Genomic DNA, 20,645 nt, shown 5'->3' with positions numbered 1-20,645 from the left:
TGAAGTCGTTGCACCGCTCAATCGTATTCTTGGCCTATGCGTGATGACAACGATATTCACATGGCCGGCACTGCGTTTTTAAAGGGCGTCGGCTACGGTCGGCGCTATCCTTCCCCGCCCTGAAGGACGGGGCTTGCCGCGCCTTTTGGTCAATGGGATCCCTCTCCTCAGGGCACGACCAACACCGGGCAGGGGGCAAGATCGATCACGCGGTGGCTGACAGAGTTATTCTGCCCCTCTCCGGAGAGGGTGAGGCCGCGGGATCCCATTACAATTAGGCTAATCTCCAGCTCGTCTGCCACATCACAGATGACAAAAGGCACCTTTCCCTCTCGATACTCACTCTTGACGCTGTTGAGGCCGATTTGATGCAGGCCAGACTCCGTTTGCTTGAGCAGGTTGCGGATGTTTTGCCGAGCTTGTTCCGCCCTCTCCGCGTCCAGCTCCGCGGCATCCAGTACAGAGAGCAAGTACACCTGACTTTTGTAGCGCTGCGCTATGTCTGCCACCAAGGGCAAGGCGTGGCTGGTCTCACGCGAGTTGTCGATGGGAAAGAGCAGCTTGTCGAACATAGTCGCGGATTCCGCGGTTAAGCCCATTCCCTATCCAAGTTGGGGGCTTGCCCTATTCTATCAATTTTACCGGGAGCTCAATGGCCTCATTCCACCCCTGCCCGTTTTCCTGTTGTCAGGGGCTCCACCTGGGCTGCTTCGCCCTAGCTGCAAACGGAGCTCCTCTGCTGTTTGGATGAGTAGCCATTCTATCATCCCGCGAAAGTCCAGCCGCCCTAAGCCATGCTGGGCTGAAGTTTACGCAATTCCTGCCAAAAATCCATTATTTTCAGATTGACCAAACTTGGAAAAGAATAATGAAAAAAGTGTCGCCCCCCAGGGCAAAACCACATTTGATCCCCTGGCTTTAGGTGGTTTCTCCACTTCTCGAGCGAAGCAGGATCCACAATGGGGTCATCCTTGCTGGCGCAAACCAACATCGGCACCGACACTTTCTGGGCTGGAATCGCTATCGCCTGAAATAGGGAGTGAGGTATGGGAGAAGTATCCAAATCTTTAGCCAGAGCATAGGAGAGTGAGCGTGCTCGCCACTGTTCTGAAGTAGGTAGAAGGCTCTGGGCTATACGCACCAAGAGTTGTTCCCGACTCCAGCAAAAGATTTTTCGCTGCACATAGAAATGGGCATGCCAAGTGGTAGCAGGCCAACCTCCCACGGCCAGCAAGGTCAGAGACTGTACCCGCTGTGGGTAACGGCAGGCAAAAAGATAAGCGGCCACCCCGCTCAAGCCGTGGCCGATAAGATGAACGGGTCGATCCCAAGCTTTGAGATATTCGTATAGCAGCGTGATTACAGTCTCCAGGCTACAAGGCTCATCCTGGGTTTGGTGGTACTCCCAGTAGGCTATCCGAAAGCATTTCCCCAGGGATCCTAATAAAGGCTGATCAAAGAGCTTGAGACTGGGAGAAATGCCCAGATACAGGGCCTCAAAAGCGAGCGCAGAAGCGGAGCTTAAACTCATATTCGCTATTCCATCTCGACTGTTAAAACCATCAAGGCTGCTAGCCAAACAAAAGATCTACAAAGTCCAGTAGCCAGAAACCAACCGGCAAAGTGCGGTTGAACCATGCAATTGTGAACAGTGCAATTGCCATTGGAAAATGCGGCCCAAAGGATCCGAGCCGATCTGGATAGAGGAGAGGGGACAATACCCCTCTCCTTTCTGCAGATCCCCGAACCAGGGAGCCTCAAACCTCATTCACAGCCCAGGCAAAATCTGGGCCAACACGTCCGCACTGTTCAGGAGCATGTAGGCAAACAGGGCACCGCCAACGCCGCCCACCAGAAACCCTCCCGCCAACTGGCTCCAGCCGGCACGGGTGCGCAAGTTTTCGGGCAAGTCCTCCGATCCTGCCGGTACTCGCACCGGCTGAGGGGATCCCTGCGATTCCGCCATCAGTTGCACTCCCGGCGTCGGATAGGCCACCTCTCCATAGGGGGTGTTCACCACCGCCACCAGCCGCGAGCGCGGAAAAGAGACTCGTCCATAGATCGAAAGACAAACCGTTAGGATCAGCACCAGACCAATGGCCGCCAGCGTACCTGCCGTCAGGGCTTGCTCCGAATTCCGCAGCGGACTCAACTTGTAAAACGGCCCCACCAGGAAGTACCCATGAGCCATGCCGATCTCCAAACCGCGCAGGAAAGGCGACAAGCCCTCCCGGTAGATGGGCAGGTTTTGCAGCAGCAGCAGGGTGAGATCGCCCTGGTTTACCGGCGTGTCCAAGTTGCCCACCTGGGGATCTGTGGCTCGCACCCAGCCCCCGCGCTGGAAGTCAAAGCCGCTGGCCGCCGCCCGCGCCCGGATGGCATGCCAGATGTGCCCCGCCAAAAACAGGATCCCCAAGACAAAGTGGGCTGTAGCCAACCAGGTACGGCTGCTTACAATTCCCCTTTCGTCAGCGGCCAGCCCCAGCGGCCCGTAAAAAGCCGCAGGGTAGGCGATCTCATTGACGCTGACAAAATAGGCCGCCAAGATGCCCATGTAAGCCAGGGCCCCCAGGCTGTAGGAGAGGTAGGCTTCGCCCGAGTAGATCAAGACTTGCTTGGCCCAGGCAAAGGGGCGCGTGGCTATGTGCCACCATCCCCCCAGCACGCAGAGCAGGCCCACGTAGATGTGTCCCCCCACCAGGTCTTCCAGGTTGTCCACGGCGGCCATGCCCTGCTGACCCATCAGCGGCGTCAAGTAGGCGAAGATCCGCAGCGGATTGAGGGTGGGATCCGCAACGATCCGCACGCGGCCCAGGTTGGCATCGTACAGCCCTCCCCAAAAGAGAGCCTTGGCCACCAGCAGCCATGCACCCAGCCCCAGCAGCAGCAGGTGGATGCCGAGGATGGTGGTCATCTTGTCGTCATCTTCCCAGTCGTAGCCGAAAAACTCGGCAAAGGTTTTCCCCTTGCTCAGCACCTCTGGTCCCAAAAGGGCATGGAAGATCCCTCCTGCCCCCAGCACTGCCGAGGCAATTAGGTGCAGAACGCCCACGACAAAAAAGGGATAGGGATCCGTAACCACCCCTTCTGCGTTGACGCCGATGCCCAAGCTGGCCAGATGGGGCAACAAAATCAGCCCCTGGCTGTACATAGGTTGATTTGGATCCCAGTGGGCCACCTCGAACAAGGTCATGCCGCCGGCCCACAGCATGATCAGCCCCGCATGGGCCACGTGGGCCCCCAGCAGCTTTCCGGATAGGTTGAGCAAACGAGCATTCCCTGCCAACCAACTGACCTGAGGGGATCCCTCAGCAGAAGTAGGCGATGAAGATAGAACTGCGCCGGTCATGACAAACTCCCACAGTATCAATGACAAGTTAAGAAGCCGGGTTTGAATTACAGATTGAAGAGCGTTTTTAGTTTAGCCGTCCACTCTTTAATTCGTTTTTCCGTCAGCTCTGGTTGGTTATCTTCGTCCAGAGCAAGGCCGACAAACTCACCGTCAACCACTCCCTTAGACTCGTTGAACTCGTAGCCTTCTGTAGGCCAGGAGCCGACATTTTTGCCGCCACGCTCGGCAATTTTTTCGGCCAGGATCCCCATGGCATCTTGAAAGTTGTCGGGATAGCCCAACTGATCCCCAACTCCAAAGTAGGCTACCGTCTTACCGGAAAAATCGATCTCATCCAAATTTGGGAAAAAACCATCCCAATCAGCCTGAAGCTCCCCAATATTCCAAGTTGGACAGCCGATGATTAAGTAGTCGTACTTCTCAAAGTCCTCAATGTTGGCCTCGGCAATGTCAATTAAATCTACATTGTCTTCGCCCAGCTCTTTTTGAATCATCTCGGCAGCTCTTTCGGTATTTCCGGTTTGAGTGCCGAAAAATAGACCTATTTTTGCCATTGCTCCTACCTCGAAACTGCAAGTGCGAAGCTCAAAATCAGATGGCTAGATAGTCAATGCCTTCAGCGTGCCGTTAGGCCTGCTGTGCAGCGAGCTCTACTCTGCCGGTACGGAAATTGAATCCTCGGGCTTTCAGGGCATGGAAAAGGTGGCCCTGAAGGAAGAAAAAGGCCAGCCAAAAGTGGGCATTGGCCAGCCAAACCCTAGACGTGAGAGCCTCTCCTTGCTCAAAAAAGGGATAGCGATCCAAGCCCACCTGAAGCAGCGGCCCATAGAAAACTTCGGGATAGACCACTGGGTTAACGGCAACGAAATAGGCGGCAATAAATCCCATCAAGGCCAAAGCTCCCAAGCTGTAGGAAAGATAAGCTTCCCCAGACCAGATAAAAATCCGTTCTGCCCAGGCAAAAGGCTTGGTCGCGATATGCCAAACCCCACCTGCCACCAGGAGCAAGCCCAGCCAGAGGTGGCCGCCCACCACGTCTTCTAAAGTGTCCACCCCGGCGATCCAGTGGCGCCCTTCTATGCCCAACAGGTGGCCAAAGGGGTTCCAGTTGGGAGACACCAGGCGCACCTCTCCTGCCACCGGGTCGAACAAGCCGCCAAACACCACTGCCTTGAGCACCAAAAGCCAGGCTCCCAATCCCAGCAGCACCAGGTGGATCCCTAGGATGGTGGTCATCTTGTTTTTGTCTTGCCAGTCGTAGCTAAACAGGGGAAAGGCTTTGGGATCCAGCACCGCCGGCCCGCGCAGGGCATGAAAAATGCCGCCAAACCCCAAAAAGGCAGAGCTGATGAGGTGGATCGCTCCCACCGCAAAGTAGATATCCGTATCCAGGACTTCCCCGCCGGATCCCACCCCCAGCCCCAAGCTGGCCAGGTGGGGCAAGAGAATCAGCCCCTGCTCATACATCGGTCGGCTGGGGTCAAACTTGGCCAACTCGATCAGGGTCATCGCCCCTGCCCAGAGAACGATCAGCCCGGCATGGGCCACATGCGCCCCCAGCAGCCGGCCAGAAAGATCGGTCAAACGGGCGTTGCCCGCCCACCACGGGATCTGTTGTTGCGAGCTAGATCCCCCTTCTTGCTTGAGTGTCGTCGCTGTCATCTCCGCTCCTCTTGCGTTTCTAAACAAGCTTTTCTAGGAAAAGGCCAGAGACCTTGCCCCAGGCCCGCCTCTGGCCGCACGGACACATCCTTTCGAGACACGTAACCAAATGTTGAGAGTAAATCTCAACAGCGAGCTGTGACCTACTCTAGGCTTCTTGCAAACAAATATCAATGTCTTTAGAGTTAAGTTTTGTTAAGAGTCGGACTTGTATCCGCCCATAGCCCCACCTGGGGAAGCTGCAGATGGAAGCTGGCCCGCAGAGGGACGAGCCGGGCGATCCGGTGGCAGCCGGTGATAAAAATCTCTCCCTTCTTAAGATTGAGTCGCAATAGCTGGATTACAATCAAGCCAAAGTTGGCCAAGTCGAGGGCAAAGGAGTCGGAGGAGATGTCGAGGTATCTGAAGCTGTGGACGGGGATAGGGCTTTATGTTCTGGTCAGCGGGGCCGCTTGCGGGGAAACCCAAAAGGATCCCTCGGCTGCGGGCGGCGGGGATCCACCGGCCCTGAGCCAGGCTTCGCCTCAGCAGGCAGCTCAAATGAACCCGGAGTGTCGGCCTATCCCGGTGGATGGCGGCGGCGAGGGTGGGGAAGAAGGGGCAGGCTCTCGCCGGCCAGCCGTTGTGCTCTCTCCTGAGCAGCGGTTTCAGGATCGGCAGATTTTGCTCGACTTTGCCGATCAGGTGGTGATCCCTGCCTATGAGCAGTTGGTCGCCGATACCCAGGCCCTGTCTCAGGCCATCCAGGCCTTCGTGCAAGATCCCAATGCCCAGACTTTGCAAGCGGCTCGCCAGGCTTGGTCTGTTGCCCGCATCACTTGGGAGGAGAGCGAGGCTTTTGCCTTTGGGCCGGCGGCTTATTTGGGGCTGGATGCGGATTTGGACGAATGGCCCCTGAACGAGGTGGAGGTGCTGGAAGTTCTCAACAGCGGCGATCCCCTCACTCCAGAGACCGTGGCCGAGTTGGAAAGCGGGCAAAAGGGATTTCATGCCGTGGCCTTCTTGCTCTTTGGCGTGGATAACAACAAGTCTTTGCAAGACTTTACCGAGCGGGATCGGGAGTACTTGGCTGCCCTTGGCCCAGTTTTGGCGGATACGGCGGCAAAGCTGCTCAAAAGCTGGACAGAGGGAGTGCAAGGGCTGCCTGCTTTTCGCGAAGAATGGGTAAAAGCCGGCGAGGGCAGCAAGAGTTATCTCACGCTGCAAGCTGCTGCTGAAGAAATAGCCCAAGGTATTCTCGGCATGTTGGACGAGCTGGGCAAGGTCAAAATTGGCGAAGCCTTCGCCCAGCAAAATCCTTTTCTGCTGGAAAGTCGCTTTGCCCACCATTCGCTGCCGGAGTTCCAGGCCAATGTGCGCAGCGTTCAGTATGCTTACTTGGGCGGATTTAGAGATAGAAAAGGTCGTGGCCTGAGCCAATTTGTCCGGGACATCAATCCCAATTTGGATAGTCAAATTCAGTCGGAGTTACAAGCAGCGGCGGCGGCTCTCCAGGGGATCCCTGCCCCTATCGAAAAAAGCCTTTGCGATGCCAATGCCCGTGGATCTATTACTGCCGCTATGGAAAAAATTGAAGACGCTTTCGACAGCTTTGCTCAGGAAGTTGTGCCGCTCCTGCAGTAGTAAGAAAGTCCCAAAAGAGCTGAGTTGCCGATATTTTGATAGCCGATGCGTCGTCTTCTCCAGATTTTCATGCTGGGATTGGCCTCTCTTTGGGCGGCGAGCTTTCTGGCTTTCCCCGCTGCCCCAGAGGGATCCCAGCCATTGCCCCCTCGAGCGGGTGGCGAAACAACCCTTTGGAACCGCACCTCAACAGCCTACGAGCAGCCGGCTCCCAACTTGGATCCCCGCTGGGCCAGGTTGCATGCCCTGGGGGACATCGCCTTTGAGGCTCGCTTCGTCACCGCTCCGGCGCCTGTTAACCCCGGCCTTGGGCCTCTGTTCAACAACAACTCCTGCGCCGGTTGTCATGTTAAAAACGGCCGAGGTTTTCCTGACAAGGGGCAGCGGGTCGTCAGAGTCAGCCAGGTTGGATCCCTGGATAGAAGCGGGGATCCCCAGCCTTTTGGATGGGAGGCCATTGCTCCTCATAGCAACACTCCCCCTGTGGCCGGCATCGGCACGCAGGTTCAAGAAAAGGCCGTTCGGGGCTATCGGCCAGAGGCCAAGGTGGAGTTGCACTGGGTAGAGCAGACCAGAGAGTACGCCGACGGAACTCCCTACAGGCTGCGTTCTCCTGTTGTAAAGCTGTTAACTCTGGAGGGATCGCCCATCGATCCTGTCCTCATCTCCCTGCGGATCCCCCAGCCGGTGTTTGGAGCGGGCCTACTGGAGGCCGTTCCCGCTTCTAGGATCCTGGCAGCAGCCGATCCTGACGACGCCGATGGGGATGGCATCTCTGGCCGCCCCAACTTGGTTTGGGATCAAGAGCAGCAGCGTCTGGTGCTGGGACGGTTTGGTTGGAAAGCCAATACCCCCAACCTCAGGCAACAAACTGCGGCCGCCTACGCCAACGACATGGGTGTCACGAATCCTCTTTTTCCGGCCGCGGATGGCAGCCAAGATATCGACGAGGCCACTCTCCAAGCGACAACCGTTTACGTGCAAACCCTGGCCGTGCCTGGCCGCGCCCTTTGGCAGGATCCCCAAGTTCAGCGAGGGGAAAAGCTCTTCGTCCAAGCCCAATGCGCCAAGTGTCACCGACCAGAGCTACAAACCGGCATTCATGAGATCCCTGCCCTGGCCAACCAAGTCATCCACCCCTACACCGATTTGCTGTTGCATGACATGGGCGAAGGACTAGCAGATGGCCGCGCTGACTTCGAGGCCACGGGCCGAGAATGGCGCACCCCCCCTTTGTGGGGCATCGGCTTGTCGCAGACAGTTCTGCCCTCCTCCGGCTATTTGCACGATGGCCGCGCCCGCAGCCTCGAGGAGGCCATTCTCTGGCATGGGGGAGAAGCTGAACGCTCCCGCGAGATCTTTAAAAATATGGCTGCTGAAGACAGAGAAGCCCTGCTCTATTTTCTTCGATCCCTCTAGAGCTCTGCCCATTTCCGCAGCAGGTTCGCGTAAACTTTGGAGATCAAATCAAAGTGGCGTGTCTTGCCCGATTCCTGAAACATCTGCTGCCGCACAGTCTGTAAATCAAAGAGGATCTCGCGTTCTTGCGGATCCCTAATTAGGCTTTGAACCCAACTGACGGCAGCATAGCGGATCCCACGGGTTACAGGCTCAACTCGGTGCAAGGTGGAAGCAGGATAGAGGATCAAAGCACCCGCCGGCAGCTTGTAGGCTTGCTCCCCCTCGCTACTCTCGATCTTCAGCTCACCGCCATCATAGTCTTCAGGGGCACTTAGAAATAGCGTAAAGGAAATATCCGTGCGCATCAGCTGATGCCGATCGAGCATCAGCGCATCGTCGGTATGAGTGCCATAGGACATTCCCGCTTCGTAGCAGCTAATTAAAATGGAATGAATGAGCTTGGGCCGGGCAGCCATCTGGAACAACAAATTACGCTCTAGAGCTGCCAAGATAATCTCCTCTATCTTCCGTTGCTGAAGGGATCCCTTTGGCATTTGCCTATTGTTTTTGACAAGCCTGGCATTCCAGCCTGCCGTCAGAGCACCATCCACAAATTCAGCATCGGCTATGAGGGACAGAATCTGTTGCAATTCTGCTAAACTAAGAACATCGCCAATACACAAGATCATTATCAACCTCTAAAAAGCAAAATACATGACACCTTCTACACTAGCAAAACAAGCCTTATGAAAATCATGCCTACTTCGAGCATCCCTCGGAAACCTTAAGCATCTAGCAGAGAAAGTAGAGATCTTTTGCCCTATGCAGCCACCTTCTGGTATTCGACAAAAAGAGCTCTGCGAGCTATTGGGCTTAGACTACAAGGCTGTTGCCACCGAGGCAAAGCGTCTGGGCTTGAGCACACATGCCTATCTGCAACAGAAAACAGGTTGGATCCTGAAGGATGAACTCTATTATCCGCCCGGCACTACCTTTGACAAGTCAGCAGATGGCGAGTCAGTAGGATCGTCCCCTACCCCCTCAGAGGATTTGTCCTCTAGCAGCAAAATCAATTCCAGAAAAAGGAAAGACATCCTCTCACTGCTGTTGTTGCTTGTTGTCCTGTTAGCTGCCATCTTGCTGGCCCGTCGCTTAGATCCAGAGGCAACTCGAGAATTTATAGCAAAACTAGGCCCCTGGGCACCCCTTGCCCTGATTGGATTACGCTCCCTGAGTATTATTATTCCTGCCATACCCAGCACCCTTTACTCCATCTTGGCAGGAGCCCTCTTTGGATTTGGATCGGGAATCCTTTACATTGCAATTGCTGATTTTATCTCTTGTACACTTAACTTCTACCTAGCCAGAAAGTTTGGTAGAGACCTAGTACAGCGAGTAGTTGGGCGACAATGGATGTACAAAGTCGATGCCCTTTCAGCTAACTATCTGGAAAACAATATTTTTCTTACAGCTGGTTTTTTAATGACGGGCCTATTCGACTTTGTCGCCTACGCCGCCGGCCTAACCCAAATAAAATGGCAGAACTTTCTTCTCGCCCTAGCTTTGGGCATTGCCGTCTCTACACCCCCAGTAGTGGCTCTGGGGGCAGGGATCCTAGAGCAGGGAAGGTGGCTGCTGGGCTTTGCTTTGCTGGGAATGTTTGCTTTGGCGATGTTAAGCGGCTGGCTGAGTAAAAGGCGGCGTTCTTAACTTGCCTTTGATAAAGTCAGAACAAAAGCAAGGTCAGCAGTGGCTTCTAACTCATGGGGAACATTTGCCGAAATTAAGACAAATATGCCCGGAGATAGAGAGATCTTCTCACCTGCAAGGGTTAAGACTCCAGTTCCTTCAATGACGTGGAGAGTAGCGTCCCTTGTGGAGGTATGCTCGGAAATACTTGTGCCTCCCGCCATACAGAAAAGAGTATGTTGGCAGACTTCACTTTTCCAAATGATCTTGCTGAGAACTCCTTCCACAGAATAAGCAATGTGATCTTTGAGCTGCAAAAAAGGTGACTCAGGGGAGACAAGAGACATCATTAAGCCTCCTTCTTGGCAATCAGTATGATGTAGCCTAGGTTATTTCGATATCGGCTAAAGATTTGCTTCATAGATAAGATCCGCTGCCGGATTACAGGACGTGTAAGCACATTCCACACCATAGTTAAGAGCGTCGGCAATCCTTCCTCTGTAGCAATAGCAACGGGATTGAGCAAAGTTAAGGGGCCGGTGGCATACTGGACAACCGTAAGATTTGCTTGCTGAACAGTTGCAAGCCAGCTGTCAGTAGATAAAGGATTGGCATTGACATGGATTACGGAGGATAACTCCTTGCGGATAGCGTCGCTGTTGGATCCCTCAACTCGCAGCTCATGGCTGAGGAACTTACCCCCTGGCTTGAGGCAATTGTAAATCCCTGACAAAATCTTAGATTTTCCTGCATCGGACTGCATTGTTAAAATAGCTTCCGCCAAGACATAGTCAAATTTCTGATCGATTTGATCTAGGTGAAAGATATTGCCCTCGAGGATCTCAACTTGGCCGGCTAGCCCTGCTGCAGAAACATTAGCGCGAGTGCGAGCAATGTTATCTGGATTTTTCTCAATGCCGGTAACATGTATGCCATAGCGCTTTGCCAATCGAATAGCCGTGTAGCCAAGGCCTGAAGCAAGTTCCAGCACAGTTTCTCCTCGACGGAACTCGGCAAACTTGAAGAGCCGTTCGGTAGCGCCAAAGCCCCCCGGTCAAAGTGCCTTTTTACCTGCCGCAGCCAGTACCTGGTGTCCAGGTGCATTTTTTGAGTCCAGCTTAGACATAGGTAACTCCAAAAAAGATACAGCCTTTTAATTTAAAAATAGGGTACAGGTATTCAAGAGGAAGGAGAGAAAGGAATGCCGACTCATTCTTTGGATTTGCGGCAAAGAGTTGTAGCAGCCTATCAGGCAGGTAACACCTCCATCCGCCAGGTAGCTAAACGCTTCATGGTTACCAAAAGAACAGTACACCGCTGGGTGCGACAGTACCAACAAACTCAAGATTTAGCCCCTAAGAAAGCAGGCACCAAGCGAGTGGGCATTTTGGAACAACATCGGCAGGAAGTGATGGCAATTATTACAGAACACCCAGACTTCTACCTGTGGCAGTATCAAGAACTGTTGCGCGAGCGCTTAGGAATCAATGTAAGCATCGTCACGATACATAATTTCTTGAAAAAGCAAGGAATGACTCTAAAAAAAAGACCTACCGCAGTGCAAAAGTCAAAGAAGAGGAGGTGCAAAGGGAACGACTAGCTTATAGTCAAGAAGTCAGGAATATTCCAGCGGAGGATTTGATTGCCATCGACCAGACGGGAGTCTGGGAGGGAATGGAGCGGAGAGTATCTCGGAGTTTACGTGGTCAAATGGCTTATCATTATCGTCAGAGATACAAGGGTGAAAAGTATACGGTTATTGGAGCTATTTCCTTGAGAGGTGTAGTTGGCTGTCGTGTCATCAAGGGTGGGATGAAGAAAGGAGACTTTTTGGAGTTTTTGAGAAGCGAGCTATGTCCGAAGCTAGATGCGAGGAAGGATTTAAATATCCACAAGAGTCGGGAAGTTGAGGAATTGATTAGGGGGACAGGAGCACGAATCCTATACCTGCCTGTGTATGCGCCGGAGTTGAATCCCATTGAGATGATGTGGTCGGTGTTGAAGCATTTTATTCGGCAGCTTTGCAGAATTGGGAAATATAGCATGGAGCAGATAGTGAAGACTTCTTTACTACTGATCAATCCATCCTCCTTCCGAAGTTGGTTTGCTAAGTGCTGCTATTGTACCCCTTGAGTCCTTAACAGGCTGTACCCTGTGGCCATCTGTTTTGAGCTTGGCTGTGAGCACCTCATCACCTTCTATAATGAGAGATGCCCACAGCCGCAAAGAAAAACTTATTTTTCTCAGCTATTCGAAAAATCGAATATTAGAGAAGAGGAAAAGTTGAGGGGATGAACTTTTTTGGCCATCCTGCTCTTCCCAAATTCTTCTCTCAACCAGAATCCAATACCGACCTATTTTTTGATAACGATCTTCGTAGATCATCTTTGCTTGAGTTTTTTCTCCAGTTCCTGGGCTACAATACTCAGCAGTGTAGTGAGTGGGTAGGTAGCCCTCACCTGTATCGTAAAACTCTTGAACTGAGACTGTAATTGTCCGATTGGCAAGATGGCGATGTACCATTTGAATGTGCTTGCCCTGAACCCAGTACCTATCGGTAGAAGATAAGCCCGAAACAAGAACTTCAGTGATGTCTGAATTTTGTGGCTCTCCATAGGCAAAGGTGTGGCCACCGTGTTCCTCGTCGAAGGAATGACGAACGCGATGCACCATGACTTCCCACATCTGTTCCCGTATTTTCTGGCGGATCTCCTCGTCCTCGACGCCGGCAACATCGATCTTCATGTTGCGGTCAATACTCACAACTCCTGAGAAGGAGAGGCTGCTGTCACCTTCTTTGGGAAAGTAGGTTATCTCAGCTCGGTAGCCAGGAAAGTCTTTGTCCCAGGTGTAGCGATTCTCAAAAGCCTCCTTGAATAGCTCTCGGGCCGGAGCTTGCTGTGCTGCCATAATCTCCTCCTTAATGAGAAATTTTACTATTTAAATCCTAGTAGAGGCTGATGGCTGGCCTTGGGATTTTAAGGTTTCCTTATGACTGGCCACCCGCTCAGCTCTCTTGTTCTCGAAGTTTCTCGAAGTTCTTGGCGGTTACCGATGGGCAGGAAGGCGGAACCTCAATCCTTCACTTGGCCTGAGGGGAGCCTTGAAGTTAATGAAAACCATTGGCAAGGCGCTGTCCACTGGCAACAGAGGGAGAGAGCTAAGCTAAAGCTCGGCGCTGTTGGCCTTTTGGCGACAAGCTGGCAGGAAGAGAGTCTGCTTTCTCAACTCACTCCATGTCCAAAATCCAACCCCTGACTCCAGAACGGATTGCCCGTATGGCGGCAGGAGAGGTGATCGACTCTCTGGGGGCTGCTCTGCGGGAATTGCTGGAAAATGCCCTCGATGCCCAGGCCACCCGCATTCAAGTGGAGATCTGGCCGACTTGCTGGCAGGTGCGGGTGGGGGATAACGGCCACGGCATCCCGGCTTCGGAACTGGAGCAGGTGGCCCGTCGCCATACCACCAGCAAACTGGAAGGTCGCAGCCTAGGGTTTCGTGGGGAAGCCCTGCACAGCCTGGCCCGCTTGGGATCCCTGGCTATCCAAACCCGCCACGTTTCTGATGCTCACGGCTGGCTGGCCGCCTACGACCGACAGGGGGAGCTGATCCACAAGCAGCCGGCAGCCACTGCCTTGGGAACGGTGGTCACGGTTGCGGATTTGTTTGCCGACTGGCCTCTGCGCCGTCGGGCCTTGCCCCAAACTCGCCCGCTCCTGACCCTGGTGCAAAATGCGGCCCTAGCCCATCCCTGGGTCAGTTGGCAGGTGCATCAGGAAGGGCAATTGCTGCTCAGCCTCTGGCCGGGAAAATCTCTGCAAGATCTGCTGCTGCAGGTGTTGCCGCAGTTGGATCCCACGGATCTGCGCTATCGGCGGATCCAGGATGGGGATAGCGATTGGGAAGTGGTGCTGGGCCTGCCGGATCGCCTGCATCGCCCCCACCCCGATTGGATCCGTGTGGCCGTAAACGGACGGTTTGTGCAGATGCCCGACTGGCAACGGCTGATCCAGTCGGTTTTTCACCACGCGTTGCCTCGCCACCGTCATCCACTGGTGGTTGTTCACCTGCGCCTGCCCCCAGAGCAGGTGGATTGGAACCGTCATCCTGCCAAAAGCGAGCTCTACCTGGAGAATCTGACGGCCCGCCAGGAGCAGTTGCGCCAACACCTGCACTCCCTTCTGCAATTGGGATCCGGGCAAGCCAGCCGCCGCTCTGTGCATCTGATCCGGGCCAGCGAGGCCAAGGTGGTCTATCGAGTCTCGCCCGATTTTCAGAGCCATCTTCCTCCCTCTGACCGCCCAACTTCTCTCCTGCCCCCCCTCAAGGCGCTGGCCCAACTGCATCGGACCTACATCTTGGCAGAGCACCCCCAGGGGTTATGGCTGGTGGAGCAACACCTGGCCCACGAGCGAGTTCGCTATGAGTACATCCAGCAGCATTGGCAACTGGTGGCACCGGCGACGCCCGTAACGCTGCAAGGACTATCGCCCCAAGCCCTGGAGCGGTTGGAGCAGTTGGGGCTGGAGCCAGAACCCTTCGGCCCCAATACCCATCTCATTCGACGCATCCCTCTGGCTTTAGGGTCGGAAGATCCAGAAGAGGTGCAGGGATCCCTGCTAGAGCTCAGCCGCTGTCAAGATTTGCAGGCAGCTCAGGTGGCGGTGGCCTGTCGAGGGGCCTTGCGCAATGGGATCCCGCTGACCTTGGAGCAGATGCAAAAGCTGTTGGAAGCTTGGCAGCGCACCGCCAATCCCCACACTTGCCCTCATGGTCGCCCGGTCTACCTGACCCTGGCAGAAAGAGATCTAGCCCGCTACTTCCGCCGCCGTTGGGGCCTCTGTGACCGGCCTATCTCCGACTCCAAACTGGGGTCCCTATGGGAGCTGGATCCGCTGGGAGATAGGTTTGCCGCCCAGGTGCGCTCTTCTGCGTCGGATCCCACGGACGAGCCCAGCTCCACCCCACTATAATCGGGGGTGTCCAACTGCTGAAGCCCCTGAAACTCCATGGCCTCCTATCTCAAACTCAAAGCCCAAGAAGAGACCTGGCTGCAGCGCCATTCCCGTCTGATCTTGGCGATCTTGGCCAGCCTGGGATCCCTGCTGACGGCCTATCTCACCTACACCAAGCTGACGGAGCAGCCCGCTGCCTTCTGCACGGGGGATGGGGGGTGTGACCTGGTGCTCTCCAGCCGTTGGGCAGAGTTTTTGGGGATCCCGACAGCGGCTGTTGGCCTGCTGGGGTTTCTGGGAGTCTTGGCGCTGGCGGTGCTGCCGGATGGGATCCCACTGGTGAAGCGGTGGCGCTGGCCGGCCCTGTTTGGCTTGGTTTCCGCCATGACCGCCTTTGAGATGTACATGCTTTACCTGATGGTGGCGGTGCTGCGGCAATTCTGCATGTATTGCACCACCGCGATCATCTTGGTGGCGGGGCTGGGGCTGGTGACCGTGCTGGGCCACCGCTGGTTGGATTGGGGCAAGCTGGTCTTTGGCTACATTCTCATAGGCTTTCTCACGTTGGTGACCACGATTGGGGTGTACGCCAACCAAGTTCCCCCGCCTAGCCCCCTGGCGGTAGGGTTGGCAGCCCACCTGCGGCAGATCGGCGGCACCATGTACGGGGCCTATTGGTGCCCCCATTGTCAAGATCAGAAAGAGCTGTTCGGGGCAGCTTTCGACCAAGTGCCCTACGTGGAGTGCTCCCCCAACGGCCCCGGCACTCCCCAAGCTCAAGAATGCACAGAAGCGGGGATCACCAGCTATCCCACCTGGATCATCAATGGCCGCACCTACACAGGCGTTCGCTCTCTGGAAGCCTTGGCAGTGGCCTCTGGCTATCCGCTGGAAGAGGGCAGATAAACCTCTGGGGTTGGGGTGAGGATGTGAACTCGGTTGCGCCCCGCCTGCTTGGCCTGGTAGAGCGCGCTATCCGCCTGCTGCAAGGCAGCTTCCGGCTCCAGGCGGTAGTCTTCGCTGAGCACGATCCCACCAATGCTGAGGGTAACCGGCAAGCTGCGCTTGGGGGAGATGTCAATGGGCCGTTTGGCGATAGCCTGCCGCAGAGACTCTGCGTAGCGACCACAGCGAGAGGGGCTAAGTCCGGGCGTAAGGCAAACAAATTCTTCCCCACCATAGCGGTAGAGCAGGCTGGAGGGCCGCAGTTGATTTTGCAGCCGCCCGACGATGGCCTGCAGCACACAGTCGCCAATGTAGTGGCCGTGGCTGTCGTTGACCTGCTTGAAATGATCCACATCCATCATCAGCAGGCAGAGATAGCGGTAGCGAGCCTCCCCGCGGGGCCCCACCTGCTTGAGCAAATGGGGCAGCGCCTGATCCAGAGCTCGCCGGTTCAACGCCCCGGTCAAGGGATCCGTCAAAGACAAAGACTCCAACAACTCATTGCGGGCTCGCAATTGCCGGTTGGCCTGGGCCAAAGCTTGGGTGAGCCGCTGGAGACGTAACCCTGCCCGCACCCGCGCCCGCAGCTCCTCAGGATCGACCGGCTTGGTGATGAATTCATCCGCCCCCGCATCCAGCCCCTCTACCCGAGCCTCAACTTCAGAACGGGACGTGAGCAAAATGAAATAGACGAACTGCCCTGCTGCGGATCCCTTGAGACGGCGACAGAACTCTACCCCCGACATCTCAGGCATGACCCAGTCGCAGATCACCATGTCGGGCCACTCGCTCTCTTCCAAGCTTTGCAAGGGATCCCAAGCTGCTCGGCCGCTTTCCCAGCTTTCCACGTGGTACTGGGAGCCTGTGAGAGCATCGACAATATAGCGACGGACTACTGGGTCATCATCGACAACCCAAATGCGGGGAGTCCGGGCCGGAACAGAGCTCCAAAAGGTTTCTTCTGCTGAACCAGAAGGGTGGTACGCAGAATCCAAGCCCTCCAGATCAAGGGATGGCATAGCTAAAGAGGAATCGCCCATTGTAGTCGGATCCCAATCTTAGCGCCAACAGCTAGTTGGAACCAGAACCGGGAGCGGCCAGACAAGCATGGTTGGAGGCCCGCTCACGGAGCGCAAGGTGCAGTGCTTCCACAAACTGCCGCACCCGAATCGGGTCGATCATGGGAAAGGGATCCGAATAGCCTGTCGGCATGCCTGCAGAACGGGAAGACCGCTTCAGAGAACTGGCCACAATTACTCCATCTGCCCGCCGGATCAGGCTGCCGATGTTTTCAGCAGTAGCCCCCGAGCCGATGAGCAGCGGCACCTGAGGAGCAACTTTGCGGGCCAGCTCCAGCTCCTCCAGAAGGGGTGGCTTGCCGGTGGCCCAGCCGGAAAGGATGATGGCATCGGCCAGGCCACGTTCCACCGTGTCGGTAATAGCCGCATCCAGGCTGATGGGACTTAGGGGTTGGGCGTGTTTCACCAGCACATCGGCGAAAATCTTGATGTTAGCCCCCAGCTCCCGGCGATAGCGCAGCAGGCGGTAGGCATTCCCCTCGATAATGCCTTGGTCGGTCACCATCGCCCCGCAGAGCACATTCACCCGGATGAACTGCGCCCCCACGCAGGCGGCAATTGCCAGAGCACTGCAGCCATCGTTGCGCAAGACATTGATCCCAACCGGCAGCGAGACCAGGGTTTTCAGCCGCTGGACGATGACGGTCATGGCGCTGACCACCGCTGCGTCCACCCGATCCTTGGCAAAGGGGGCATCGTAAAAGTTCTCGACAAGGATCCCGTCTACCCCTCCTGCAGCCAGGGCAGTAGCTGCCTGTTCTGCCTGAGCGATCACCCATTCCAAGTCCCCCCCCCAGCGGGGTGAGGTGGGCAGCGGCAACAAATGAACCACCCCAATGACCGGATGGGGGGTTTTGAAGAGGTGTTGCAGCAGGTTCACCGGCAAGCTTCCTCAGGGATCCCTAACGATCTTACGCCTGGATCTGACCCACAGGGGTATTCTCTGGGGGAAGTGTAACATCAGGGCTGGGGGGAGAAGAGCGGGCTAGGCCTCGGAGCAATTGCGGCACCATACCCGGCCCTTCGTAAACCCAGCCGGTGTAGACCTGCAGCAGGCTGGCTCCCGCTTCCAGTTTCTCCAAGGCGTCGGCCAAGGTGAAGATGCCCCCCACTCCGATGATGGGCAATTTTCCTTGGGTGGAGCGGTGGATGTAGCGGATGACTTGGGTGGAACGCTCCCGCAAGGGGGCACCGCTGATCCCGCCGGCTTCTGCAAGGATTGGCCTAGACTCCGCTGGTGCGAAGGGGATCCCGCGGCCAGGCAGGAAACGGGTTTTCAGGTTATCGCGGCGCAGGGTGGTGTTGGTGGCCACAATCCCGGCCAGTTGATGGTCTTGGGCCAGCTCCAGGATGCTGTCGATGTCGGGCCAGTCCAGATCGGGAGCGATCTTCACCAGAAGGGGTTTTCGCTTCTGATTTTCCTGCTGTAAGGCAGATAGGATGGGCTCCAGTTGCTCAGCAGCTTGCAGGGATCGCAGCCCCGGCGTGTTGGGGGAGCTGACGTTGACCACAAAGTAGTCCCCCAGATCCTGGAGCAGCCGGAAGCTGGCCAGGTAATCGGCAGCCGCTTCTTCTAGGGGGGTGATTTTGGCTTTGCCCAGGTTGATTCCGATGGGGATGGGACGTTGGTGTAGCCGACGCAACCGTTCGGCCAGAGCCGCCGCCCCTTGGTTGTTAAAGCCCATGCGATTGAGGGCAGCGCGATCTTGGGGCAGTTGAAACAGGCGAGGTTTGGGGTTGCCCGGTTGGGGCTGAGGAGTGACGGTGCCCACCTCTACAAAACCAAACCCCAGGCTGGGCCAGACGCCCAGAGCCAGGCCATCTTTGTCGAAGCCCGCAGCCAACCCAAGGGGATTGGGAAAGGTAAGGCCCCACAGCGACACCGATAGCCGGGGATCCCGGTAGCAAAACAGTCGCTCCAGAGCCGATAGGATCCCGGTGGCCTGGGTGGTATCGATCCAGTGCAAGGCGCGCAGCAGGGCCATCTTGACCGCTTCCGGGTCGGCTCTCAGCCCAGAAAAAAGCAGAGGCCACAACACATCTCGGTACAGGTTCACCGCAAAGACCCTCTACAGGTAAACTGCCCCTTGGCTGTAGCTTGCTTCCGCGTCGCAAAAATCGGTGAGCAACTGATGGACTCCGGGCTCACTGCCAGCTAAGGGATATCCCATTGCAGCACTCAACGGTAACCTCTCTGGGCTTGCTCTTTGCCGGAGATGGAGTCCCTTTGCCGCTCAAGGCTGGCTCCCCAAACTGCCCCCAAGAGTAAGGTTACCAGCAGGTGAATGCGGCCATCCAACATCACCACGTCCAAAAGCCCTGAGGCAAAAAATGCCGTCAAGGCCAGCAGCATCCCCAACAGGACGCTTTCTTGCGAGCGCCGCCAAGCTTGCCATCCCCGCGCCAAAATCCAGCCCCACAGGATCAGATGGCCCAGCAACAGCGGGATCCCACCCTCAGCCGCCAGGTGCAGGTACAAATTGTGGCAATGGCCCAGCAGCTCCGGCGGATCTTGAGCATTGTAAAGAGCGGCAAAGCTTTGCCAGCCCCAACCGGTCAAGGGCCGCTCTTGCACCATCTGCAGGGCGAATTGCCAAGCATCCAGCCGGTTGGCGGTGGAACTAAAGTAGAGCGCTTGAGGATCGAAGGTGTCTGCCAGACGGCTCCAAATCAATCGGGGCACTACGGCCCGCCAGCCCGGCCAATCCCAAGCAGCAGCCAAACCGGCCAATCCCAGACCGGCCAAGATCCCGATCCCCCACCAACAGCGCCGCAGGGCCAGCCCCATCATCAGCGCCAGCCCCCCCACTCCCCAGCCGTTGCGAGAGGCTGTCAGCAGCAACAAGAGGGATCCCAGCCCCAACACAGCTCCCAGCCCTACTGCCTGTGGCCAGTCTCTATCGGCTCGATCCAGCCACAGCCCTGCCGCCAAACACAGGTGGATCACCAGGTAGATGGCCAGGATATTGGGGGAAGTAAAAGCTGCCGCCGGTCGCTCTCCCCCGGCAACCCCCGTAATCCAAACCGGCCCCCAGAAGAAGTGCCCCTGCCATCCCCACAGCACTTCTCCCCAACCCAAAAGCAGCATCAGCCCGCTGCCCAGCACCAACACCTGGGCCAAACGCCGACGGCCTACAGGACAGGACTCCGTCCCGCTGACGCGAAAGGACTCCGTCCCGCTGACGCGATCGGCCAGAACAGCGGCAAAGGCCGGCAGCATCAATAAAAAAGGCCAGTAGTTGAACATCCCTGGCAGGCTCAGCCGCCAATCTTCCCCCAAAAAAGCCACTCCCACTGCCGCCAGGCTCAGGAGAGCCGCCAGTCCAAACAAGGGATCCCGCAGGATCGCCCCACCATAGCGGGTATAACCCTGAATCGTTCCCACCAAAGCCAACAGCAAGCTGGGGGCCAGATTCACCGGGATCAGCGCCGCTGCCGCCAGCAGCCAGCCCCTCGGCTGAGAGGGCAAGGGATCCGGCGACAGCTCGGGAGACAAAACCGGTGCCGAAGAAGACATCACTCATCCTCAAGGGGGATCCCTGGCCTTACCCGCGCCTGGCCGAAGTAACGCCCAAATTGCAGCTCGTACACCTCATCCTCATCCTGGGTTTCTACCCAGAGCTCCGAGCGGGCATAGCCCACGCACAGCAGCCCATACCCCTGCTCCTTCAGCTCCCGCGAGATGCCCATTGCCTCCGGCTGATACAGGGATCCCCGCCGTACCCGCACCGCACAGGTGGTACAGGCGCCATTGCGACAGGCAAAGGGCAGTTGGATCCCTTGGGCCTCGGCGCTGGCCAAAATGTATTGATCCGCCGGCACCTGGATCAGATAGTGGGTGTCCCGTTGGCGGTCATGGATGTGAACCGGGTAAGAAGGGACAGAAGAGAAAGAACGCATGGGGAAGTGGCCTTTTTGCAGAGATCTTTATTCATGATT

General features: G+C 56.3%; 19 protein-coding genes and 1 pseudogene. 6 read left to right on the top strand and 14 right to left on the bottom strand.

Annotation, left to right across the window (positions count from 1 at the left end; all coding sequences use genetic code 11):
* Positions 1-167: 167 nt before the first annotated feature.
* The 5 genes from ACVWZG_RS11375 to ACVWZG_RS11355 form a co-directional block, all read right to left on the bottom strand.
* Positions 168-572 carry a universal stress protein gene (locus tag ACVWZG_RS11375; protein WP_457407075.1) on the bottom strand — a complete coding sequence of 135 codons (405 nt, stop codon included), beginning with the start codon at positions 570-572 and terminating at the stop codon, positions 168-170.
* Positions 573-787: 215 nt separating this feature from the next.
* A complete protein-coding gene (locus ACVWZG_RS11370; protein WP_457407076.1) occupies positions 788-1,531 on the bottom strand; it encodes an alpha/beta fold hydrolase in 744 nt (247 codons plus the stop codon).
* A gap of 237 nt (positions 1,532-1,768) precedes the next feature.
* On the bottom strand, positions 1,769-3,349 hold the full coding sequence (locus ACVWZG_RS11365) for a chlorophyll a/b binding light-harvesting protein (protein WP_414374509.1): 1,581 nt from the start codon (positions 3,347-3,349) through the stop codon (positions 1,769-1,771).
* Positions 3,350-3,396: 47 nt separating this feature from the next.
* Positions 3,397-3,906 carry a flavodoxin FldA gene (fldA, locus tag ACVWZG_RS11360; RefSeq protein ID WP_414407903.1) on the bottom strand — a complete coding sequence of 170 codons (510 nt, stop codon included), beginning with the start codon at positions 3,904-3,906 and terminating at the stop codon, positions 3,397-3,399.
* A 73-nt stretch (positions 3,907-3,979) separates the two neighbouring features.
* Positions 3,980-5,014 (bottom strand): chlorophyll a/b binding light-harvesting protein, encoded by a 1,035-nt coding sequence (locus ACVWZG_RS11355; RefSeq protein ID WP_457407078.1) that lies wholly within the window; start codon positions 5,012-5,014, stop codon positions 3,980-3,982.
* A 390-nt stretch (positions 5,015-5,404) separates the two neighbouring features.
* On the opposite strand from ACVWZG_RS11355, the gene ACVWZG_RS11350 reads away from it, so the two are divergent.
* Both ACVWZG_RS11350 and ACVWZG_RS11345 read left to right on the top strand, forming a co-directional pair.
* A complete protein-coding gene (locus ACVWZG_RS11350; RefSeq protein ID WP_011433843.1) occupies positions 5,405-6,637 on the top strand; it encodes an imelysin family protein in 1,233 nt (410 codons plus the stop codon).
* A gap of 45 nt (positions 6,638-6,682) precedes the next feature.
* Entirely contained in the window at positions 6,683-8,056 is a 1,374-nt protein-coding gene (locus tag ACVWZG_RS11345; protein WP_011433844.1) for a di-heme oxidoreductase family protein, read from the top strand.
* Here ACVWZG_RS11345 and ACVWZG_RS11340 read toward each other — a convergent pair.
* Positions 8,053-8,727 carry a Fe2+-dependent dioxygenase gene (locus tag ACVWZG_RS11340; protein ID WP_011431398.1) on the bottom strand — a complete coding sequence of 225 codons (675 nt, stop codon included), beginning with the start codon at positions 8,725-8,727 and terminating at the stop codon, positions 8,053-8,055. The genes ACVWZG_RS11345 and ACVWZG_RS11340 overlap by 4 nt on opposite strands.
* A 133-nt stretch (positions 8,728-8,860) precedes the next feature.
* Here ACVWZG_RS11340 and ACVWZG_RS11335 point away from each other — a divergent pair, with 133 nt between their 5' ends.
* Entirely contained in the window at positions 8,861-9,748 is an 888-nt protein-coding gene (locus tag ACVWZG_RS11335) for a TVP38/TMEM64 family protein (protein WP_228375352.1), read from the top strand.
* On the opposite strand, the gene ACVWZG_RS11330 is transcribed toward ACVWZG_RS11335, so the two are convergent.
* Both ACVWZG_RS11330 and ACVWZG_RS11325 read right to left on the bottom strand, forming a co-directional pair.
* Positions 9,745-10,077: a cupin domain-containing protein gene (locus ACVWZG_RS11330; protein ID WP_011433845.1), complete on the bottom strand. Its 333-nt coding sequence runs from the start codon at positions 10,075-10,077 to the stop codon at positions 9,745-9,747. The two genes, ACVWZG_RS11335 and ACVWZG_RS11330, sit on opposite strands and share 4 nt — an antisense overlap.
* A pseudogene (locus tag ACVWZG_RS11325) lies at positions 10,077-10,853 on the bottom strand (SAM-dependent methyltransferase). Before ACVWZG_RS11325 ends, ACVWZG_RS11330 begins: the two are co-directional and overlap by 1 nt.
* A gap of 75 nt (positions 10,854-10,928) precedes the next feature.
* Between ACVWZG_RS11325 and ACVWZG_RS11320 the strand changes: the two are divergent.
* A protein-coding gene (locus ACVWZG_RS11320) for an IS630 family transposase (RefSeq protein WP_414381552.1) occupies positions 10,929-11,860 on the top strand; the annotation gives its coding sequence in 2 pieces (ribosomal slippage) (positions 10,929-11,265 and positions 11,265-11,860; 933 coding nt in all).
* Positions 11,861-11,974: 114 nt separating this feature from the next.
* Here the strand turns inward: ACVWZG_RS11320 and ACVWZG_RS11315 are convergent.
* On the bottom strand, positions 11,975-12,637 hold the full coding sequence (locus ACVWZG_RS11315; RefSeq protein ID WP_011431401.1) for a DUF3386 domain-containing protein: 663 nt from the start codon (positions 12,635-12,637) through the stop codon (positions 11,975-11,977).
* Between the two features lie 326 nt (positions 12,638-12,963).
* On the opposite strand from ACVWZG_RS11315, the gene mutL reads away from it, so the two are divergent.
* Both mutL and ACVWZG_RS11305 read left to right on the top strand, forming a co-directional pair.
* Complete coding sequence (mutL, locus tag ACVWZG_RS11310) at positions 12,964-14,700, top strand: DNA mismatch repair endonuclease MutL (RefSeq protein WP_457407079.1); 1,737 nt, start codon at positions 12,964-12,966, stop codon at positions 14,698-14,700.
* A gap of 36 nt (positions 14,701-14,736) precedes the next feature.
* Positions 14,737-15,588, top strand: coding sequence for a vitamin K epoxide reductase family protein (locus ACVWZG_RS11305; protein ID WP_457407080.1), 852 nt, complete (start codon positions 14,737-14,739; stop codon positions 15,586-15,588).
* On the opposite strand, the gene ACVWZG_RS11300 is transcribed toward ACVWZG_RS11305, so the two are convergent.
* From ACVWZG_RS11300 to ACVWZG_RS11280, 5 genes are all read right to left on the bottom strand, one after another.
* Positions 15,564-16,622, bottom strand: coding sequence for a diguanylate cyclase (locus ACVWZG_RS11300; protein ID WP_457415382.1), 1,059 nt, complete (start codon positions 16,620-16,622; stop codon positions 15,564-15,566). The two genes, ACVWZG_RS11305 and ACVWZG_RS11300, sit on opposite strands and share 25 nt — an antisense overlap.
* 76 nt (positions 16,623-16,698) lie before the next feature.
* A complete protein-coding gene (btpA, locus tag ACVWZG_RS11295; protein WP_457407084.1) occupies positions 16,699-17,586 on the bottom strand; it encodes a photosystem I biogenesis protein BtpA in 888 nt (295 codons plus the stop codon).
* A 31-nt stretch (positions 17,587-17,617) separates the two neighbouring features.
* Positions 17,618-18,763, bottom strand: a complete 1,146-nt coding sequence (locus tag ACVWZG_RS11290) for a quinone-dependent dihydroorotate dehydrogenase (RefSeq protein WP_457407086.1) — start codon at positions 18,761-18,763, stop codon at positions 17,618-17,620.
* A gap of 122 nt (positions 18,764-18,885) precedes the next feature.
* Positions 18,886-20,223, bottom strand: a complete 1,338-nt coding sequence (locus ACVWZG_RS11285; RefSeq protein WP_457407087.1) for an O-antigen ligase family protein — start codon at positions 20,221-20,223, stop codon at positions 18,886-18,888.
* Entirely contained in the window at positions 20,223-20,606 is a 384-nt protein-coding gene (locus ACVWZG_RS11280; protein WP_457407089.1) for a 2Fe-2S iron-sulfur cluster-binding protein, read from the bottom strand. Before ACVWZG_RS11280 ends, ACVWZG_RS11285 begins: the two co-directional genes overlap by 1 nt.
* Positions 20,607-20,645: the final 39 nt, after the last annotated feature.

The organism is Thermostichus sp. OS-CIW-33 (genome assembly GCF_054059615.1).
Note: the sequence above shows the minus strand (reverse complement) of the source record. Positions and strands in the feature narration are given on the sequence as shown.

What these genes read in the sequence shown, in the direction of transcription:
- ACVWZG_RS11375 (WP_457407075.1), bottom strand. Translation starts at nt 572, where the DNA reads ATGTTCGACAAGCTGCTCTTTCCCATCGACAACTCGCGTGAGACCAGC.
- ACVWZG_RS11370 (WP_457407076.1), bottom strand. Translation starts at nt 1,531, where the DNA reads ATGAGTTTAAGCTCCGCTTCTGCGCTCGCTTTTGAGGCCCTGTATCTG.
- ACVWZG_RS11365 (WP_414374509.1), bottom strand. Translation starts at nt 3,349, where the DNA reads ATGACCGGCGCAGTTCTATCTTCATCGCCTACTTCTGCTGAGGGATCC.
- fldA (WP_414407903.1), bottom strand. Translation starts at nt 3,906, where the DNA reads ATGGCAAAAATAGGTCTATTTTTCGGCACTCAAACCGGAAATACCGAA.
- ACVWZG_RS11355 (WP_457407078.1), bottom strand. Translation starts at nt 5,014, where the DNA reads ATGACAGCGACGACACTCAAGCAAGAAGGGGGATCTAGCTCGCAACAA.
- ACVWZG_RS11350 (WP_011433843.1), top strand. Translation starts at nt 5,405, where the DNA reads ATGTCGAGGTATCTGAAGCTGTGGACGGGGATAGGGCTTTATGTTCTG.
- ACVWZG_RS11345 (WP_011433844.1), top strand. Translation starts at nt 6,683, where the DNA reads ATGCGTCGTCTTCTCCAGATTTTCATGCTGGGATTGGCCTCTCTTTGG.
- ACVWZG_RS11340 (WP_011431398.1), bottom strand. Translation starts at nt 8,727, where the DNA reads ATGATCTTGTGTATTGGCGATGTTCTTAGTTTAGCAGAATTGCAACAG.
- ACVWZG_RS11335 (WP_228375352.1), top strand. Translation starts at nt 8,861, where the DNA reads ATGCAGCCACCTTCTGGTATTCGACAAAAAGAGCTCTGCGAGCTATTG.
- ACVWZG_RS11330 (WP_011433845.1), bottom strand. Translation starts at nt 10,077, where the DNA reads ATGATGTCTCTTGTCTCCCCTGAGTCACCTTTTTTGCAGCTCAAAGAT.
- ACVWZG_RS11315 (WP_011431401.1), bottom strand. Translation starts at nt 12,637, where the DNA reads ATGGCAGCACAGCAAGCTCCGGCCCGAGAGCTATTCAAGGAGGCTTTT.
- mutL (WP_457407079.1), top strand. Translation starts at nt 12,964, where the DNA reads ATGTCCAAAATCCAACCCCTGACTCCAGAACGGATTGCCCGTATGGCG.
- ACVWZG_RS11305 (WP_457407080.1), top strand. Translation starts at nt 14,737, where the DNA reads ATGGCCTCCTATCTCAAACTCAAAGCCCAAGAAGAGACCTGGCTGCAG.
- ACVWZG_RS11285 (WP_457407087.1), bottom strand. Translation starts at nt 20,223, where the DNA reads ATGTCTTCTTCGGCACCGGTTTTGTCTCCCGAGCTGTCGCCGGATCCC.
- ACVWZG_RS11280 (WP_457407089.1), bottom strand. Translation starts at nt 20,606, where the DNA reads ATGCGTTCTTTCTCTTCTGTCCCTTCTTACCCGGTTCACATCCATGAC.